The following is an 18,631-nucleotide window of genomic DNA, read 5'->3' as shown; positions in this document are numbered from 1 at the left end:
TTGCCTCCTTGCCGCCTCGATGTAGCGCGAATGATTTCGCGTAACAACGTATTCAATAAACCTGATTCCCTAAGAAATAAGGGAAACCGTATTACTTGGTGATACGACCTTGTGCATCTTTCAGCGCGGCATCGACGGTCTGACGGCCGCTGGCAGCGTTGATCACTGCGGTACGAACGGCATACCAGAATGCGGACATCTGCGGGATGTTCGGCATGATCTCGCCTTTCTGGGCGTTATCCATGGTGGCCGCGATACGCGGGTCTTTCGCTAACTGATCCTGGAAGGATTTCAGCGCAACCGCGCCCAGCGGTTTGTCCTTATTCACTTCATCCAGGCCCTGATCGGTCAGCAGGTAGTTTTCGAGGAACTCTTTTGCCAGTTCTTTGTTCGGGCTGGCAGCGTTGATACCTGCGCTCAGAACGCCCACGAACGGTTTGGACGGTTTACCCTTGAAGGTTGGCAGCAGGGCAACGCCGTAATTCACCTTGCTCTTATCGATGTTGGACCACGCCCACGGACCGTTGATGGTCATCGCGGTGTCACCTTTGTTAAAGGCCGCTTCGGCGATGGAGTAATCGGTATCCGCGTTCATGTGTTTGTTCTTGATCAGATCAACCAGGAAGGTCAGACCCGCTTTTGCGCCCGCGTTGTCCACGCCCACGTCTTTCACGTCGTACTTGCCGTTTTCAAACTTGAACGCGTAACCGCCGTCGGCGGCAATCAGCGGCCAGGTGAAGTACGGTTCTTGCAGGTTGAACATCAGCGCGGATTTCCCTTTCGCCTTCAGTTCTTTATCCAGCGCAGGAATTTCTTCCCAGGTTTTTGGCGGGTTCGGAACGAGGTCTTTGTTGTAAATCAGCGACAGCGCTTCAACCGCGATCGGGTAGGCAATCAGTTTGCCGTTATAGCGTACGGCATCCCAGGTGAACGGATAGAGTTTGTCCTGGAACGCTTTATCTGGGGTGATTTCAGCCAGCAGGCCAGACTGAGCGTAGCCGCCAAAACGGTCATGTGCCCAGAAGATGATGTCCGGGCCATCGCCAGTCGCGGCAACCTGTGGGAACTTCTCTTCCAGTTTGTCCGGGTGCTCAATGGTGACTTTGATACCGGTGTCTTTCTCGAATTTTTTGCCCACTTCAGCGAGGCCGTTATAGCCTTTGTCGCCGTTAATCCAGATAACCAGCTTACCTTCTTCAATCTTGGCGAGAGCCGAGGCGGAAAACATCATCGTCGTTAATGCAGACAATGCGAGGATGCGTGCGCCAGTTTTGATTTTCATAGTTCCCATCCTGTTTGGTGATTTTGCAGAGGTGGCTTAACGGTTACTAGTTTCTTTATACGACAACCTCTTTCCATCCTCCTTACCCCTACGCCCCACCCGCTCTTTATGTGATCTGTGTTACATAAATGTGAGTATTGCGTACTGGCGCACATAAAAACCAACTGATTTTTGCAGGCTGCATCACGAAATTCCTCCGCGGCGTACGGCCCGGGTCTCAGACGCTGTTCTCTCATCCTCCCGCCTCCTCCCCCATAAAAAAGCCGGGGGTGGAGGATTCACGCAGTCAAGGGATCACGCATAGTCAGCCCATCATGAATGTTGCTGTCGATGACAGGTTGTAACGAAGGGAGAAGGGCATGGCGAGCGTACAGCTGCGAAATGTAACGAAAGCCTGGGGTGACGTGGTGGTATCGAAAGATATCAATCTCGACATTCACGAAGGGGAATTCGTGGTGTTTGTCGGACCGTCAGGCTGCGGTAAGTCGACCTTGCTGCGTATGATCGCCGGGCTTGAAACCATCACCAGTGGCGACCTGTTTATCGGGGAGACCCGGATGAACGACATTCCCCCCGCCGAACGCGGCGTGGGTATGGTCTTTCAGTCCTACGCGTTGTATCCCCATTTATCCGTCGCAGAAAACATGTCGTTTGGCCTCAAACTGGCTGGCGCAAAAAAAGAGGTGATGAATCAGCGCGTGAATCAGGTCGCGGAAGTTCTGCAACTGGCGCACCTGCTGGAGCGTAAACCGAAAGCGCTTTCCGGCGGACAACGTCAGCGTGTGGCGATTGGCCGAACGCTGGTTGCCGAGCCGCGCGTATTCCTGCTGGATGAACCGCTGTCGAACCTCGACGCCGCTCTGCGTGTGCAAATGCGTATTGAAATCTCCCGCCTGCATAAACGTCTTGGCCGCACGATGATTTACGTCACCCACGATCAGGTCGAAGCGATGACGCTGGCCGACAAAATTGTGGTGCTGGATGCTGGTCGCGTGGCGCAGGTCGGCAAACCGCTGGAGCTATACCACTATCCGGCTGACCGCTTTGTGGCGGGCTTTATTGGCTCGCCGAAGATGAACTTCCTGCCGGTGAAAGTCACCGGGACGGCCATCGATCAGGTGCAGGTTGAACTGCCCAACCGCCAGCAAATATGGCTACCAGTAGACAGCCATGCGGTACAGGTTGGTGCCAACATGTCTTTAGGTATCCGCCCGGAACATCTGCTGCCCAGCGATATCGCCGATGTCACCCTCGAAGGTGAAGTGCAGGTGGTCGAGCAGCTTGGTCACGAAACTCAAATTCATATCCAGATCCCCGCCATCCGTCAAAACCTGGTTTACCGCCAGAACGACGTGGTGTTGGTAGAAGAGGGTGCCACATTCGCTATCGGCCTGCCGCCAGAGCGTTGCCATCTGTTCCGTGAGGATGGCACTGCATGTCGTCGGTTGCATCAAGAGCCGGGCGTTTAAGGTCCCCATAAAAAACGAAACGCAAAGCCATTCGAAGCTACATCGAGGCGGCAAGTAAATGAATCCCCGGGAGTGTACAAAGAGTACGCGACTGGGGTGAAAGAACGCAGCCAACAAAGAGGCAGCCCGAAGGGGGACGCGTTTAAAGAAAAGCAATGATCTCAGGAGATAGAACGATGATTACTCTGCGCAAACTCCCTCTGGCGGTTGCTGTAGCAGCAGGCATTATGTCTGTTCAGGCAATGGCTGTAGATTTCCACGGTTACGCTCGTTCCGGTATTGGCTGGACAGGGAGTGGCGGTGAACAACAGTGTTTCCAGGCAACCGGTGCACAAAGTAAATACCGTCTCGGTAACGAATGTGAAACCTATGCGGAAATCAAATTAGGTCAGGAAGTGTGGAAAGAAGGCGATAAGAGCTTCTACTTCGACACCAACGTTGCTTACTCCGTCGCACAGCAGAATGACTGGGAAGGCACAGACCCGGCATTCCGTGAAGCAAACGTGCAGGGTAAAAACCTGATCGAATGGCTGCCAGGCTCCACTATCTGGGCCGGTAAGCGCTTCTACCAGCGTCATGACGTACACATGATCGACTTCTACTACTGGGATATTTCAGGTCCTGGCGCCGGTATTGAAAACATCGATCTGGGCTTCGGTAAACTGTCTTTGGCAGCGAGCCGTTCACAGGAAGCGGGTGGTTCATACGCTTTCAGCAGCCAGAATATCTATGATCGTACCAAAGACACCGCGAACGATGTATTTGACGTTCGTTTAGCGCAGTTGGCAACTAACCCGGATGGGATGTTGGAACTGGGCGTTGACTATGGTCGCGCGAATACCACCGATGATTACAGGCTGGCGGACGGCGCATCTAAAGATGGTTGGATGTTCACCGCTGAACATACCCAGAGCATGCTGAAGGGCTACAACAAGTTTGTCGTTCAGTACGCCACAGATTCCATGACCACCCAGGGCAAAGGCCTGAACCAGGGGTCTTATGGTTCTTCCACTACGACCATTGAAGATCCGGTTACTGGCGTTAAAACCAACTATGCCAACAATGTTGTGAATAACAACGGTAGCCTGTTCCGCGTGCTGGACCACGGTGCAATCTCCCTGGGCGACAAGTGGGACCTGATGTACGTCGGTATGTACCAGAACCTCGACATGGATAACGACCTGGGGACCGAATGGTACACCGTCGGTATTCGCCCGATGTATAAATGGACGCCAATCATGAGCACTCTGCTGGAAGTCGGTTACGACAACGTCAAATCTCAGCAGACCAGCGATCGCAACAGCCAGTACAAAATCACCCTGGCCCAACAATGGCAGGCGGGTGACAGCATCTGGTCTCGTCCGGCAATCCGCGTCTTCGCAACCTATGCAAAATGGGATGAAGAGTGGGGTTACATCAAAAATGGTAACGACGTAACCAAATTCGCAGCGGCAACGAACTCTGGCCTCAGCACAACCAGCCGTGGCGACAGCGATGAGTGGTCCTTCGGTGCCCAGATGGAAATCTGGTGGTAATTCAGCACTAACCTGACGTAAAGACCGAAAGAGGGGCGCAAGCCCCTCTTGATTACGGTTTAGCGCGCTATTGCCTGGCCACCGCTGAACCCATGCTATCTGAGGTGATAACAATGAAAATGAAGAAAAGTCTCGTTGCCCTTTGTTTATCTGCAGGGTTATTTGCCAGCGCACCTGGCATCAGCCTGGCCGATGTGAATATTGTTCCGCAGAACACCACCGCGGCCCCATCTATTCCCACTGCGGCGCTGCAGCAGTTAACCTGGACGCCTGTTGATCAATCCAAAACCCAGTCTTCGCCGCTTGCGACAGCGGGTCAGCGTCTGGATGTCGCCGGTATTACTGGCCCGGTCGCTGCGTATAGCGTCCCGGCGAATATTGGCGAGCTCACTCTGACGCTGTCCAGTGAAGTGAATAAACAAACCAGCGTATTTGCGCCAAACGTATTAATTCTTGACCAAAACATGACGCCATCTGCGTTCTTCCCCAGCAGCTATTTTACCTACCAGGAGCCCGGCGTGATGAGTGCCGATCGTCTGGAAGGGGTAATGCGTCTGACGCCAGCGCTGGGTCAGCAAAAACTCTATGTTTTGGTCTTTACCACTGATAAAGATCTCCAGCAGACCACAACCCTGCTTGACCCGGCAAAAGCCTATGCCAAGGGCGTAGGTAACGCTATTCCGGATATTCCAGACCCGATCGCCCGTCATACCACCGACGGTTTACTGAAACTGAAAGTCAAAACCAGCTCCTCCTCCAGTGTTCTGGTCGGGCCGCTGTTTGGCTCATCCGGCCCTGGTCCTGTCACGGTGGGCAATACCGCCGCGCCTGCGGTGACCTATGCGGCTCCGGCAGCAGCCGTTGCTGCTCCAGCGCCACAACCGGTGAAGAAAAGTGAGCCGATGCTGAACGACACGGAAAGTTATTTTAACCAGGGCATTAAGGATGCCGTTGCGAAAGGCGATGTCGATAAAGCGCTGAAGCTGCTTGATGAAGCTGAGCGTCTGGGATCCAAATCTGCCCGATCCACCTTTATCAGCAGTGTAAAAGGCAAGGGGTAAACATCGCCCCGCATTGTTGATTTTGCAACAACTGGTGCGTCTCCTGGCGCACCTTTTTTTATCCTTCGGTGCTAATTGTTACACTTATGTTGCTCTGGCGATCACTTAATTGTGTTTGCTCACCCCGTAATGCATTTTCTGCGATACAATGCCTTCAAGTTATAAATCGGAGAGTAAGGCATGCCACACCCTGCGTTAACGCAACTGCGTGCGCTGCGTTATTTTGATGCGATCCCGGCGCTGGACGCCCAACTGCTCGACTGGTTGTTACTGGAAGATTCCATGACTAAACGTTTTGAGCAGCAGGGAAAACAGGTCACCGTAACGTTGATTCGCGAAGCATTCGTTGGGCAAAATGAGGTGCCTGAAGAGCTGCCGCTGCTGCCTAAAGAGTCCCGTTATTGGTTACGTGAGATCCTGTTATGCGCGGATGGTGAACCCTGGCTTGCCGGGCGGACCGTGGTGCCTGAATCAACCTTGTGCGGCCCTGAGCTGGCCTTACAAAATCTGGGGAAAACCCCGCTCGGACGTTACCTGTTTACATCATCGACATTGACCCGAGATTTTATTGAGATTGGCCGCGATGCAGCGCTGTGGGGGCGCCGTTCCCGCCTGCGGCTGAGCGGTAAGCCGCTGATGCTTACCGAGCTTTTTCTACCTGCATCGCCGTTGTACTGAGAGGAAGATAAAGATGGAGTGGAGTCTGACGCAGAATAAGCTGCTGGCATTTCACCGCTTGATGCGTACGGATAAGCCAATCGGTGCCTTACTGCTGCTCTGGCCTACGCTGTGGGCATTGTGGGTGGCAACCCCAGGCATGCCGCAATTGTGGATCCTTGCGGTTTTTGTCGCTGGCGTTTGGTTAATGCGCGCCGCCGGCTGCGTGGTGAATGATTATGCCGACAGGAAATTTGACGGACACGTTAAACGCACCGCAAATCGACCGCTGCCAAGCGGGGCCGTCACTGAAAAAGAGGCCCGAACGCTGTTCGTCGTATTGGTACTGCTGGCCTTCCTGCTGGTTTTGACGCTCAACACGATGACCATTTTGTTGTCCGTTGCGGCGTTAGCGCTGGCGTGGGTTTACCCGTTCATGAAGCGCTATACGCACCTGCCGCAGGTGGTGCTGGGGGCGGCGTTTGGCTGGTCGATCCCGATGGCGTTCGCCGCCGTAAGCGAGTCTGTACCGCTGAGCTGCTGGCTGATGTTCCTCGCCAATATTCTCTGGGCGGTGGCCTACGACACCCAATATGCGATGGTTGACCGCGATGATGACCTGAAGATCGGCATTAAATCGACCGCGATTCTGTTCGGTCAAAACGACAAGCTGATCATTGGTATCCTGCAGGTGGGCGTACTGGTGCTGATGGCGCTGGTGGGTTGGCTAAATGGGCTGGGACTGGGTTATTACTGGTCTCTGCTGGTGGCTGGCGCGCTATTTGTATATCAGCAGAAACTGATCGTCAATCGCGAGCGTGATGCCTGTTTTAAAGCGTTTATGAACAATAACTACGTCGGTCTGGTGCTGTTCTTAGGGCTGGCGATGAGCTACTGGCAGCCTTAATTGCTTGTACTCACCATCATTTATGCTGCAAAAGCAGCGAAGAAGAGCCAACGTTGTAAAGAGATCTTGGCTCTTCTTTGCTTCTAATGATACCTTTCTCGTGATAGCTATCTTTTACTCACTATAAAACGTCATTTTTTTTGTCAATCAGCTTTACAGAGCTGAAATTTATTATTCATTAAATTTATATATTATTTAAATGTTTTATGATTATACATATTATTAATTTATTTAATTTTGATAAATAAATCAATAATCCGTTTTTTCAATGAGTTTGCATGTGATGAAAAACGGTGTTTATCACTATACTTTAAGAATTTGTTTATGTTTCTATTTGTTTCATTTTGTGTGTGTATGTATGTAGGTTGACTGAATTCTTTATTAAATTTATCTAATTTAATAAAGTAAATCCTTAATGGTAAGTTTTTATCTGTAATAAGGACTAGAGAGAAATATTACACTCAAATAGTTTTATTCATTCTTATCTAAGAATCACCTCTAATGATATTAAATTATCAGTTGGAGGGTGGCTAGGTATTATTATTGTAAAGGATTATATAAAATGTTCAAAAAAACACTATTAGCTGTAATCGCTGCTTCTGCTTTTTCTGGCGCTGTTTTCAATGCCTCTGCTGCTGCTGACCAGGGCCACGGGAAAATTACGTTCCAGGGCATCGTTATTACCGCGCCTTGCTCTATCGTTCCAGGCGATGAAGATCAGACAATTAATCTGGGCCAGGTCGCTGATAAAGTCCTGAATGGCGATAGCAAATCAAGACCGGTTGACGTCAATATCCGTCTGCAAGATTGTGTTCTGACGACGGGTGGCACAACTATCGATAAAGTAAAAGTGACTTTCTCATCTGCTAATGCGGATAGCAGCACTAACCTGCTGAAAAACACTGAAGACGGTCTCTACGGCTCAGCGACGGGCGTGGGCGTTCGTCTCCTGACCCAGAGTGGTGCAAACGTAGTAATGGGCACTGAACAGCTCGTGAATTTGGTTGCGGACAACTCTAATCAGGTTCTGACTTTCAAAGCCCGTATGGAAGCTGTGGCAACGCCGGGTGCTGTAACCCCGGGTAACGTTAAATCCGACGTCAATTACGTTCTGGCTTACAACTAATCGCTTCGCGATTGATTATTCTGTAGTCAAAGTCGGTGAGGGAATCACCGACTTTTCAATGTTTTATTAAAAGAAACGAATTTTATGGAAAATAAAAAAAAGGTCGCTTTAAGCAAATTATTTGTTTTAATAAAACAGTCTCTGTACCCAGTGATCATCACTGCGGCAACACTTACACCTGCCTGGGCGGTTCAGTTCAATACTGGTATGCTCGATCTTGAAGATAAAGAAAATATTGACCTCAGCCAATTTGAAAAAAAAGGATTTATTCCGGCGGGGCAATATATTGCCAATGTTGATATCAATAAAAGGCGCTTCCCGAATACATGGTCATTTGAGTGGATCAAAGCCGATAACGAAAGTGGTTCGCTTCTTTGTCTGACCAATGAAGACTTAACAGCGTTTGGTTTCGCGGATGAATTCATCCAGCAGTTGCACCCCATCAACCCACAGGGGTGTTTAGATGTCGTCAACAAACCTGAACTTGTCGTCAGACTGGACAAAGCCGATATGGTCGTCACCCTTATTGCGCCCCAGGCGTGGATGAAATATCAGGCCAAAAACTGGACGCCACCGGAGTTTTGGGATGATGGTATTGCCGGACTCATACTGGATTACAACGTGTATGCCAGCCAGTATGATCCTGATGAGGGTGATAAGAGCCAGAGTCTCAGCTCCTATGGCACGCTGGGTTTTAACCTTGGCGCATGGCGTTTGCGCTCGGATTATCAGTACGACAAATCGTACGTAGATGGTCATTCAACCAGCAGCAATAGCGGAATGGATCGTACCTATCTGTTTCGTCCCATTCCCTCTATTGCCTCGAAACTGACTCTGGGTCAGTACGATCTGAATTCAGATTTATACGATACGTTCCATTTTACCGGTGCGTCGCTGGAAAGTGACGACAATATGCTGCCGCCTGACTTGCAGGGATACGCGCCGCAAATTACCGGTATTGCGCAGACTAACGCTAAAATTACCGTCACCCAGAACGGACGAATGGTTTACCAAACGACGGTTTCCCCAGGGCCGTTTAATATCACGGATATCGGTGATACTTTCCAGGGGCAGCTTGATGTGACCGTGGAAGAAGAGGATGGACGCAAAAATACCTTCCAGGTCGGCGCATCTTCAATCCCTTTCCTGACCCGTAAAGGTCAGGTACGTTACAAAGCTTCAACCGGTAAACCTACCTCTGTGGGTCATACCGATGTAAATAACCCCATGTTCTGGACCGGCGAATTTTCCTGGGGATGGGCGGGGAATACCTCACTTTATGGCGGGGCGTTACTGACAGCTGACGACTACCAGGCCGCCACCGCAGGTATGGGTTTTAACCTGAACAGCTTTGGCTCTCTCTCATTTGATGTGACGCGGGCGCAGGCAAATTTGCGCACCGGGAATAAGCAGGATGACGAGAAACAGCGTGGCTATAGCTACCGTATGAACTATGCCAAACGGTTTGAATCGACTGGCAGTCAAGTGACGTTTGCAGGCTATCGTTTCTCCGACAAAGAATACGTTACCATGAGTGAATACCTCACGGCACGAAGCGGTGACAACTCGAATTACAACGAGAAAGAGAGCTATGTCCTTTCTTTTAACCAGTATATTGATGCGTTAGCGGTTAATACCTATCTCAACCTGTCACGAAATACGTATTGGGATGAGTCTGCCAGCACTAACTATACGCTGTCTGTTAGCCGAAATTTTGATATTGGCAGCTTCAGGGGGATCTCCTCCTCAATGTCGATCGGTCGTTCGGAATGGGATGGCACAGAACAAACGCAATATTATCTGACGTTCTCAGTTCCACTGGAGCAAAACAAAAGACTTTCCTGGAGTATGCAGAAAAATGGTAGCGACGGTATGTCCCATACGGCTTCTTACTATGATTCTTCCGACCTCAACAATTCATGGAACATTTCGGCAGCGGGCGACGAAAGTGATTTCCGCAAGGCAGAGCCTACCCTCCGTGCGGGCTACCAGCACTACTCGCCTTATGGACGTTTAAACGTAAACGGCAGCGTTCAGCCCAACGCTTATAACTCCATTATGGCGGGCTGGAACGGATCGTTCACTTCTACGCGTCATGGAATGGCGCTTCATGATAACAGCAACGGCAATAATGCCCGCATGATGGTCGACAGCGATGGTATTAGCGGTGTTCCGTTAAGTGATAAACGCACTGTGACCAACATGATGGGTATTGCTGTTACCAACTCGGTCAGTAATTACATGACTTCCTCTGTTCGTGTGGACAGCGATAAATTACCGGATGGCGTAGATATCAATAATTCAGTCATTAGCACGACGCTCACCGAAGGGGCAATTGGCTATGCGAAGCTGAATGCAACAAAAGGTAATCAGATATTCGGTGTTATCAGACAGGAAGATGGCCGCTATCCACCGCTGGGTGTGACCATCGTGGATATTACCAGCGGTAAAGATGTCGGTCTGGTTGCTGATGAGGGTTATGCCTATCTCAGTGGGCTTCAGGAAGACAGTAAATTACGTCTTCAGTGGGGAGATAATACCTGTGAAATCACGCCTCCAGACGAAAGTAATACTAGCGGTCAGGTACTAATTTTACCGTGTAAAAAAGTAAATTAATTCAGGATGAATAAAATGAAACCCACATACATTGTTAAAGGACTAATCGGTTTATTAAGCGTTTGCTCTGTTGCAAATGCCGCGGTCTCTCCGGACAGAACGCGCATTATCTTTAATGAGACGGATAAAAGCGTCTCTATCAGATTAACCAACCAGAGCAAAGCCTTGCCTTATTTGGCTCAGTCGTGGGTTGAAGATAAAGACAGTAAAAAAACGCGGCAGTTTATCTCACCTTTGCCGCCTCTGCTGCGTATTGAAGCCAATGAACAAAGCCAGGTGCGTCTGATGGGGCAACCCGCGTTGAAGCAACTCCCGGCAGACAGAGAATCCCTCTTTTACTACAACATACGAGAAATTCCGCCGCGTACAGAACAACAAAACGTCATGCAAATGGCCATGCAGAGTCGGCTGAAATTATTCTGGCGTCCCAAAGCTATCGTTCTGAAAGAGGGTCAGGCGGTACCCATGGAAAAGGTGGACGTCTCGCGCACGGTATCGGGAATTACCGTTAAAAATGGTACGCCTTACCACATGACCATCGGTTATATCGGTGTTGATGGTAAAACGCTTTTGCCGGGAACAAAGAGTTTTATGGTTAGTCCTTTTGATCAGGCCACTTCAGAGATCAAAAATCTGCCCGCTAAATTCCAGATTGGTTATATCGGTGACTATGGCGGTTTAAACATGTTTAGCGTGAACTGTACAGCGGTGCAACCTGTTTGTCATAGCGAACCCGTGCAGAGGGGGAAATAATGAAAACGATGATTAAGCTGTTTTGTGCATTGCTTTTCCTTGCCTCATCATCATCATGGGCGGTTGATTGCTATCAGGGGCAACGTGGCGGAAATACAAGCGCCACGGTTCGTTTGAATCCATTTAAAGTGCCTTCAAATGCAATACCGGGTAGTAAAATATGGGAAAGTTCGGACATCAACGTCACCGTGTATTGCGATAATTCGGTGGGGTGGACGGAGAATGATCCGACGGAAGAACTGTTCGCTTGGGTTAAATTATCAGCGAAAAATGACATGTCCGCCTTAGAGAGTGACTATTTTATCGTTGGCGTAAACTATAACGGTCAGGATTACGATGGGGTTGATGTACCAGTTCCCACCAATGCTTGTCTGGATAAAATCAGCCTCGAGAACGGTTATGTTGAATATCATTGGCCGTCTGCGTGTCCTGGTGCTGGGGGGGCCCCAGTGCAAAATACTACTTTTAACGCTCGCTTTCGTTTGTATGTGAAGTTAAAAGCCTTTCCTGCTGACCCTGATGCTGTCTATAACTTCGGCGCTATTAATGTGTTGCAGTTTGATGGTGATGGCGGTGCGAATTTACAGTCCAATGCGAAAAACTTTAATTTCAATATCACTGGGTTGGATAACATTGAGTTCCTGGACTGTAATGTCGATATCAAAGTTTTCCCGGAAAGCCAAATCGTCGATTTCGGGGCATTTACAATGGATGATTCTACTGTGGTCGAAAGGCCATTTTCGGTTTCAACGATCAGGGATGCGACTGCAGAATGCTCAGAAAAGTTTGATGTTACCCTAAGTTTCAATACTGACGATCTCTATGGCACGAGCCACGCGGATATGAAGAATGGTTTATTAATGCAAATAAGGGATGAAACTGAAGGAGAAGACCTTGAGTTGAATCGCTATTATCCCTTTGCGACTTACAATCCAGGTGATGCAAGTACGGTGACCCATAACTATAAAGCGAAGCTAACGAAAAATCCGCAGAGAGAGGTTGAATTCGGTCCTTTCAGCAAGGATTTGATCCTCAAGCTCAACTATGAGTAGCCAGAGCTAAAAAAGCGGGCCACATTATGTGGCCCGCTTTTTGTTTAGATGCTCGTTATACTTCAAACCATATCTGCCGCATATTTATTCGTCCTGAGCTGCACTTTCAATGGTCAGACGCACATCTGACGTGACCAGTTCGGCCAACATCTGATAGATCTTCATCGTCTCTTCCGGTTCGGCATCTCCGGTATCGCTGATGAATCCCTCGTCACGCAGCGTCAGCACCAGAGAGCTGAACACGGCTTTATCGAAGAATTCCGGCGCGTTAATGCCGTGCAGTACGGAGAGGCGTTGCGCTACGGTGCGGCTCTCTTTCTCCAGCGTGCCACGGTTGATAGACGGGTTCGCGCTCAGCAGCCAGAAGGTAATGGCGTAGCGTTGCAACGTCTCACGAGCACCCGCCGCCAACAGCTGTAGCGTACGAGAGCGGGCCGGATTGATATGCAGTTCGTCATCATTCAGGGCGATCAGTCCCTGGCGCTGCATTTCGCTGGCCAGTTCGTCAATCACTCCGGCGAGTTCATCACGCTCCCAACGTAAGAACAGCTCTGCTTTCAGCATCGGGTACAGCGCATCAATATGCTGCTGTAGCACGGCGCGAGAAATACGACGATGCTGAGTCACAATGGCTGCCATTAACGAAGGCAGAACCAGCATATGCGCAATGTTGTTGCGGTAATACGTCATCAATACCGCCTGCTCGCGCGGCAGAATGATGATGTCACCGATGGTGTCTTTCTCGACCTCAAACTTATTCATCTGTAAGGCATGGTCGATCAATTCACTGGCGCTCTGCGCAGGAACCGTAGCATCCGCCGCGTACGGCACGTTGCGCAGCAGACTCAGATAGCAGTCGAGCTGTTCAGTCAGTTGCTCACGGGTCAGAGAGCGCTGGCGGGAGGCCAACAGCGCGGTACAGCACAGGTTCATGGCATTGGCCGCGCCTGCATTGTTAATGCGTACCATCAGATCGGCGGCAATGTTATTCACCGTCGGCGTCAGCCAGGCTGGGCGGATGGACTCGATAGGATCGATCGATTCACGCCACTCCGGTACATGCTGGTTGAGGTAAGTCATCAATGGCATCGGTTCGCCAAAGTTGACATACCCCTGACCCAGATTACGCAGCTTGCTCAAGCCACGCAGCATTTGCGGCAGACTCTCTTTCTCTTTCGTCGCGCCACGCAGCTCTTTCGCGTACGTGCCTACTTCCATTACGTGCTCGTAGCCGATGTAGATGGGTACGAGGGTAATCGGACGCGTACCGCCGCGCAGCATCGCCTGAATGGTCATCGACAGCGTGCCGGTTTTCGGGTCGAGCAGACGCCCGGTACGTGAACGGCCTCCTTCGACAAAGTATTCAACCGAGTAGCCGCGGCTGAACAACTCGCCCAGGTATTCGCGGAAAACGGTGGAATAGAGCTTGTTGCCCTTGAAGGTACGACGAATAAAGAACGCGCCCAGACGACGGAAAATCGGACCTGCTGGCCAGAAGTTCAGGTTGATACCGGCAGCGATGTGCGGCGGAACCAGCCCCTGGTGGTACAGAACGTACGACAGCAGCATATAGTCCATATGGCTGCGGTGGCACGGAACATAGACGATTTCGTGCCCATCGTGCGCCAACTGACGTACACGCTCCGCATTGTGAACGTTAATCCCCTGATACAGACGGTTCCAGGTAAAGCCCAGAATACGGTCTGTCAGACGAATCATCTCGTATGAGAAGTTAGCGGCAATCTCTTCCATCAGCGCAATGGCATTTTGCTGCGCTTTTTCATGGGAGATTTTTTTACTGCGCGCTTCATCTTCTACCGCGCGAGCGATAGCTTTTGAGGCCAGCAGCTTATTAAACAGGTCCTGGCGGGCAGGGAGGCGCGGGCCGACTGCGGCCAGACGCTGACGAGCAAAGTGCATGCGCGCCACGCGAGCCAGTTTCTGAGCGATGATTTTATCCGTACCGTGTTCGTCCGCCATGCGACGCAGGGAGACCGACGGGGAGAAGCGGACAAAACTGTCGCGACCCAGCCAGGACACAGCAAAGAATTTCTGTACGCCGTTCAGCATGCGCAGCGGCGGATTGACCTCGCCTTTTTCACGCCCAGGCGCACGGCCAAACATCACCGAAACCGGCACCATTTGCACATCCAGGTCTGGATTGCTGCGATGCAAGTCGAGATAGTTATGGAACAGCTTAATGGACTCTTCTTTCGGCGTGTAATAGGTGAACACGCGCGGGCCACCGTGAATAAACACGTAGCGCGGCAGCAGAGTTCCGTCTATCTCCAGCGGTTCCAGGGGATCCGGGAGATCGTGCACCAGACATTGGGCACGCAGCGTCAGCAAGTCTGCTTTTGAATTGTACGGTAGGACGTACATAATGGGACGCGAAGTATCGAGCCCCAATTCCGGGGCAGGTTCTGCCGGAATAGACTTGCTTTTTACCAGGACGCTTAATGGTAAATTCAGTAATTTGTAGTAAATTCGTGGCCAGCCGGACATAAACGATGTAAAGCCTCTGGTTAATAATGCAAATGCGCTGCAAGGATATCAGAAAGTTTAGTGAATTTCTGGTGTATCCGGTCATACTTCGCGCTGCTTTGCCACACCCTGAAACAAACGGGGTAACGTTACAATGACATTGACGCTAATAATGTAAAAAGGTTCTTTTTGATGGCCAATAATACCACTGGATTCACCCGAATTATCAAAGCTGCAGGCTATTCCTGGAAAGGTTTTCGCGCCGCATGGATCAATGAGGCGGCATTCCGCCAGGAAAGCGTTGCCGTACTGTTGGGCGTAGCCATCGCCTGCTGGCTGGACGTTGACGCCATTACCCGCGTGCTGTTGATTGGTTCCGTGATGCTGGTGATGATCGTTGAAATCCTCAACAGTGCGATTGAGGCGGTGGTTGACCGTATTGGCTCTGAGTATCACGAACTTTCCGGTCGGGCGAAAGATATGGGCTCGGCGGCGGTATTGCTGTCTATTTTTGTCGCTCTGATCACCTGGGGCATCCTGTTGTGGTCGCATTTGCGATAAAGATTCCACAACTGCATAAATCTCCTGTTTTTTGTGCAGTTTGCGGTTCCAAAATCACCTTTAGCTGTATATACTCACAGCATAACTGTATATACACCCAGGGGGCGGAATGAAAGCGTTAACGGCCAGGCAGCAAGAGGTGTTTGATCTCATTAGGGATCACATCAGCCAGACAGGTATGCCACCGACGCGTGCGGAGATCGCGCAGCGTTTGGGGTTCCGTTCCCCAAACGCCGCTGAAGAACACCTGAAAGCGCTTGCGCGTAAAGGCGTCCTTGAAATTGTATCCGGCGCATCGCGCGGTATTCGACTGCTGCAGGAAGAAGAAGAAGGGTTACCGCTTGTCGGACGTGTGGCTGCAGGCGAGCCACTGCTGGCGCAGCAGCACATCGAAGGCCACTATCAGGTCGATCCTTCACTGTTCAAACCGAACGCCGATTTTCTGCTGCGCGTTAGCGGTATGTCGATGAAAGACATCGGTATTATGGACGGTGATTTACTGGCTGTGCATAAAACTCAGGATGTGCGTAACGGTCAGGTCGTTGTTGCCCGTATCGACGACGAAGTCACCGTCAAGCGCCTGAAAAAGCAGGGCAACAAGGTTGAGCTCCTGCCAGAAAACAGCGAATTTAAACCTATTGTTGTCGACCTGCGCGAGCAAAACTTCACTATTGAAGGGTTGGCGGTAGGCGTCATTCGTAACGGTGAATGGCTGTAATTTTCTGTTGATTCCCTGTAGCCCGGGTAAGACGTTTACGTCGCTATCCGGCAACTTGCCCGGTGGCGCTACGCTTACCGGGCCTACACAGCATCTTTTTTCAGTACATCTAACTTCTTCTCAGGCTCTCCTGTATGCCTTTCTTTACCTCTTCTGATAAAGCACTCTGGCACCTCGCCTTACCGATGATCTTCTCCAATATCACCGTTCCCCTGTTGGGACTGGTGGATACCGCGGTGATTGGTCATCTGGATAGTCCGGTCTATCTTGGCGGCGTTGCTGTTGGCGCCACGGCGACCAGCTTTCTCTTTATGCTGCTACTTTTTTTGCGCATGAGTACCACCGGCCTTACCGCGCAGGCATTTGGCGCAAAAAATCCGCAGGCGCTGGCGCGCGCGTTGGTGCAGCCGCTATTGCTGGCGCTGGGCGCGGGGCTGCTTATCGCACTGTTTCGGACGCCGATTATCGAGCTGGCTCTGCATATTGTCGGCGGAAGTGAGGCGGTACTGGAGCAGGCCCGACGTTTCCTGGAAATCCGCTGGTTAAGCGCACCTGCGTCGCTGGCGAATCTGGTGCTGCTCGGCTGGTTGCTTGGCGTTCAGTATGCGCGCGCGCCAGTTATCCTGTTGATTGTCGGCAATATTCTCAACATTGTGCTCGATTTATGGCTGGTAATGGGCCTGCATATGAACGTGCAGGGGGCGGCGTTAGCGACGGTGATTGCCGAATATGTCACGCTGCTGATTGGCCTGATGATGGTACGCAAAGTCCTGCATATGCGTGGAATTTCGCTGGCAATGTTGAAGCTGGCGTGGCGTGGCAACTTCCGTCGTTTGCTGGCGCTCAACCGCGACATCATGCTGCGTTCGCTGCTGCTACAGCTCTGCTTTGGGGCCATTACGGTTCTTGGCGCGCGTTTGGGAGGCGACATCATCGCGGTTAACGCCGTTCTGATGACTCTGCTGACGTTTACCGCCTACGCGCTGGATGGATTTGCCTATGCTGTGGAAGCGCATTCGGGTCAGGCCTATGGGGCGAGGGATGGCAGCCAGTTGCTTGATGTCTGGCGGGCGGCCTGTCGACAGTCCGGTATTGTGGCTATTCTGTTTTCGCTGGTTTATGCCCTGTTTGGCGAGCAGATTGTTGCGCTGCTGACCTCGCTGCCGCAAATCAAACTGTTGGCCGATCGCTATCTTTTCTGGCAGGTTGTTTTGCCGCTGGTGGGAGTGTGGTGTTATCTGCTCGACGGTATGTTTATTGGAGCGACACGGGCTGCAGAAATGCGCAACAGTATGGCCGTTGCCGCAGCAGGATTCGCATTAACGCTACTGGCTTTACCGTTGCTGGGAAATCATGGTTTGTGGCTGGCGTTAACCGTTTTTCTTGCGCTGCGTGGGCTTTCCCTGGCCTTTATCTGGCGGCGTCACTGGCGTAATGGAACCTGGTTTGCCTGAGCGGATGGTTAAAAATTCCGAATAGTAAATAAAACCCAGAATCCCTGACTACACTTATTCTCACGTCCAGCAAAAACAGCATGTGTCTGGACATGGCACTCTAGCTATTCACAACCTAACGATGAGGACTTGATGATGAATAAAGACGAAGTCGGCGGTAACTGGAAGCAGTTTAAAGGTAAAGTGAAAGAGCAATGGGGCAAACTGACCGATGATGATATGACGGTCATTGAAGGTAAACGTGACCAACTGGTCGGTAAAGTCCAGGAGCGTTACGGTTACGCGAAAGATCAGGCGGAGAAAGAAGTGACCGATTGGGAAAAACGTAATGATTACCGCTGGTAATTAACCCTTCCCTCCTGAGAGTACAAGGATGTACGCTCTCCCACCCGCTTAACGCCCAACTTTCTTCTTCACCTGAATCGTATGGTCATGCTGGCATTCGCCAGGGTGACGACATGACTCAACCTCCACACAGGCCGGGCACAGTCCATGGGCTTCAATAACGTTATGTCGCAGGGCAAAGCCCATTTTTGCTGCCAGCGTATGCATGATGTCTTCCACGCCTTCCGCGCACTCTTCTTTTACCACACCACAGCGGTCGCAAATGAACATTGCGGAACTGTGAGTTGGCTGATCGAACAGATGGCAAAGCACATAGCTGTTGGTGGATTCCACCTTGTGCACAAACCCTTGTTCCAGCAGAAAATCGAGCGCACGATACACGGTTGGCGGCTTGGCCTGCGGCTCGGTTTCCCGCAACAGGTCAAGTAGGTCGTAAGCGCTGATTGCGCCTTCCTGCAGGCTCATCAGGCGCAGCACTTCGAGGCGTTGTGGCGTAAGCCGTACGTTGCGTTGCGCACAGAGTTTTTCAGCTTGAGTCAATAACTCCTGCGTGGTGGTTTTGTCCATTTGGCGCCTCGATTTGCGTGCAAGGTTAATCCCTTACTTTAACA

At 51.0% G+C, this 18,631-nt stretch carries 16 protein-coding genes; 13 read left to right on the top strand and 3 right to left on the bottom strand.

Translation table 11 applies throughout. The features are described from left to right. Positions 1-91: 91 nt before the first annotated feature. Positions 92-1,282 (bottom strand): maltose/maltodextrin ABC transporter substrate-binding protein MalE, encoded by a 1,191-nt coding sequence (gene malE, locus BZK42_RS22965; RefSeq protein ID WP_016155342.1) that lies wholly within the window; start codon positions 1,280-1,282, stop codon positions 92-94. Between the two features lie 359 nt (positions 1,283-1,641). On the opposite strand from malE, the gene malK reads away from it, so the two are divergent. The 9 genes from malK (at position 1,642) to BZK42_RS22915 (ending at position 12,458) form a co-directional block, all read left to right on the top strand. Next, positions 1,642-2,751, top strand: a complete 1,110-nt coding sequence (gene malK / locus BZK42_RS22955) for a maltose/maltodextrin ABC transporter ATP-binding protein MalK (protein ID WP_016155343.1) — start codon at positions 1,642-1,644, stop codon at positions 2,749-2,751. Between the two features lie 176 nt (positions 2,752-2,927). Beyond that, the gene (locus tag BZK42_RS22950) at positions 2,928-4,286 is read left to right on the top strand and encodes a maltoporin (protein WP_047499541.1); all 1,359 of its coding nucleotides are present in this window, start codon (positions 2,928-2,930) and stop codon (positions 4,284-4,286) included. 113 nt (positions 4,287-4,399) lie between these two features. Beyond that, positions 4,400-5,347 (top strand): maltose operon protein MalM, encoded by a 948-nt coding sequence (gene malM / locus BZK42_RS22945; protein ID WP_016155345.1) that lies wholly within the window; start codon positions 4,400-4,402, stop codon positions 5,345-5,347. A 180-nt stretch (positions 5,348-5,527) separates the two neighbouring features. Then, a complete protein-coding gene (gene ubiC, locus BZK42_RS22940; protein ID WP_016155346.1) occupies positions 5,528-6,025 on the top strand; it encodes a chorismate lyase in 498 nt (165 codons plus the stop codon). A 13-nt stretch (positions 6,026-6,038) separates the two neighbouring features. Then, positions 6,039-6,911 (top strand): 4-hydroxybenzoate octaprenyltransferase, encoded by an 873-nt coding sequence (gene ubiA, locus BZK42_RS22935; RefSeq protein ID WP_053389642.1) that lies wholly within the window; start codon positions 6,039-6,041, stop codon positions 6,909-6,911. 562 nt (positions 6,912-7,473) lie between these two features. After that, positions 7,474-8,037: a fimbrial-like protein gene (locus tag BZK42_RS22930; RefSeq protein ID WP_046275303.1), complete on the top strand. Its 564-nt coding sequence runs from the start codon at positions 7,474-7,476 to the stop codon at positions 8,035-8,037. Between the two features lie 84 nt (positions 8,038-8,121). Further along, positions 8,122-10,653 carry a fimbria/pilus outer membrane usher protein gene (locus tag BZK42_RS22925; protein WP_080860354.1) on the top strand — a complete coding sequence of 844 codons (2,532 nt, stop codon included), beginning with the start codon at positions 8,122-8,124 and terminating at the stop codon, positions 10,651-10,653. A 15-nt stretch (positions 10,654-10,668) separates the two neighbouring features. Then, entirely contained in the window at positions 10,669-11,406 is a 738-nt protein-coding gene (locus BZK42_RS22920) for a fimbrial biogenesis chaperone (RefSeq protein WP_047357733.1), read from the top strand. Beyond that, positions 11,406-12,458 carry a hypothetical protein gene (locus BZK42_RS22915; RefSeq protein ID WP_046275044.1) on the top strand — a complete coding sequence of 351 codons (1,053 nt, stop codon included), beginning with the start codon at positions 11,406-11,408 and terminating at the stop codon, positions 12,456-12,458. Before BZK42_RS22920 ends, BZK42_RS22915 begins: the two co-directional genes overlap by 1 nt. Before the next feature lie 84 nt (positions 12,459-12,542). On the opposite strand, the gene plsB is transcribed toward BZK42_RS22915, so the two are convergent. Next, a complete protein-coding gene (gene plsB, locus BZK42_RS22910; RefSeq protein WP_080860352.1) occupies positions 12,543-14,963 on the bottom strand; it encodes a glycerol-3-phosphate 1-O-acyltransferase PlsB in 2,421 nt (806 codons plus the stop codon). Between the two features lie 171 nt (positions 14,964-15,134). Between plsB and BZK42_RS22905 the strand changes: the two genes are divergently transcribed. The 4 genes from BZK42_RS22905 (at position 15,135) to BZK42_RS22890 (ending at position 18,020) form a co-directional block, all read left to right on the top strand. Further along, complete coding sequence (locus BZK42_RS22905; RefSeq protein WP_003826594.1) at positions 15,135-15,503, top strand: diacylglycerol kinase; 369 nt, start codon at positions 15,135-15,137, stop codon at positions 15,501-15,503. Positions 15,504-15,612: 109 nt separating this feature from the next. Then, positions 15,613-16,221, top strand: coding sequence for a transcriptional repressor LexA (gene lexA, locus BZK42_RS22900; RefSeq protein WP_003826596.1), 609 nt, complete (start codon positions 15,613-15,615; stop codon positions 16,219-16,221). A 134-nt stretch (positions 16,222-16,355) separates the two neighbouring features. After that, positions 16,356-17,675, top strand: a complete 1,320-nt coding sequence (dinF, locus tag BZK42_RS22895) for an MATE family efflux transporter DinF (RefSeq protein WP_080860351.1) — start codon at positions 16,356-16,358, stop codon at positions 17,673-17,675. A 135-nt stretch (positions 17,676-17,810) separates the two neighbouring features. Further along, positions 17,811-18,020: a CsbD family protein gene (locus BZK42_RS22890; protein WP_019077869.1), complete on the top strand. Its 210-nt coding sequence runs from the start codon at positions 17,811-17,813 to the stop codon at positions 18,018-18,020. A gap of 48 nt (positions 18,021-18,068) precedes the next feature. Here BZK42_RS22890 and zur read toward each other — a convergent pair whose 3' ends face one another. Next, positions 18,069-18,587 (bottom strand): zinc uptake transcriptional repressor Zur, encoded by a 519-nt coding sequence (zur, locus tag BZK42_RS22885; RefSeq protein WP_046275041.1) that lies wholly within the window; start codon positions 18,585-18,587, stop codon positions 18,069-18,071. Positions 18,588-18,631: the final 44 nt, after the last annotated feature.

This window comes from Citrobacter braakii (genome assembly GCF_002075345.1).
GTDB classification, from domain to species: domain Bacteria; phylum Pseudomonadota; class Gammaproteobacteria; order Enterobacterales; family Enterobacteriaceae; genus Citrobacter; species Citrobacter braakii.
The sequence above is the reverse complement of the archived record's forward strand: the minus strand, read 5'-3'. Positions and strand labels throughout refer to the sequence as shown.

Coding starts and splice junctions, on each gene's coding strand:
- lexA (WP_003826596.1), top strand. CDS start 15,613: ATGAAAGCGTTAACGGCCAGGCAGCAAGAGGTGTTTGATCTCATTAGG.
- malE (WP_016155342.1), bottom strand. CDS start 1,282: ATGAAAATCAAAACTGGCGCACGCATCCTCGCATTGTCTGCATTAACG.
- BZK42_RS22890 (WP_019077869.1), top strand. CDS start 17,811: ATGAATAAAGACGAAGTCGGCGGTAACTGGAAGCAGTTTAAAGGTAAA.
- ubiC (WP_016155346.1), top strand. CDS start 5,528: ATGCCACACCCTGCGTTAACGCAACTGCGTGCGCTGCGTTATTTTGAT.
- BZK42_RS22905 (WP_003826594.1), top strand. CDS start 15,135: ATGGCCAATAATACCACTGGATTCACCCGAATTATCAAAGCTGCAGGC.
- BZK42_RS22925 (WP_080860354.1), top strand. CDS start 8,122: ATGGAAAATAAAAAAAAGGTCGCTTTAAGCAAATTATTTGTTTTAATA.
- malK (WP_016155343.1), top strand. CDS start 1,642: ATGGCGAGCGTACAGCTGCGAAATGTAACGAAAGCCTGGGGTGACGTG.
- BZK42_RS22950 (WP_047499541.1), top strand. CDS start 2,928: ATGATTACTCTGCGCAAACTCCCTCTGGCGGTTGCTGTAGCAGCAGGC.
- malM (WP_016155345.1), top strand. CDS start 4,400: ATGAAAATGAAGAAAAGTCTCGTTGCCCTTTGTTTATCTGCAGGGTTA.
- BZK42_RS22930 (WP_046275303.1), top strand. CDS start 7,474: ATGTTCAAAAAAACACTATTAGCTGTAATCGCTGCTTCTGCTTTTTCT.
- BZK42_RS22920 (WP_047357733.1), top strand. CDS start 10,669: ATGAAACCCACATACATTGTTAAAGGACTAATCGGTTTATTAAGCGTT.
- zur (WP_046275041.1), bottom strand. CDS start 18,587: ATGGACAAAACCACCACGCAGGAGTTATTGACTCAAGCTGAAAAACTC.
- BZK42_RS22915 (WP_046275044.1), top strand. CDS start 11,406: ATGAAAACGATGATTAAGCTGTTTTGTGCATTGCTTTTCCTTGCCTCA.
- plsB (WP_080860352.1), bottom strand. CDS start 14,963: ATGTCCGGCTGGCCACGAATTTACTACAAATTACTGAATTTACCATTA.
- ubiA (WP_053389642.1), top strand. CDS start 6,039: ATGGAGTGGAGTCTGACGCAGAATAAGCTGCTGGCATTTCACCGCTTG.
- dinF (WP_080860351.1), top strand. CDS start 16,356: ATGCCTTTCTTTACCTCTTCTGATAAAGCACTCTGGCACCTCGCCTTA.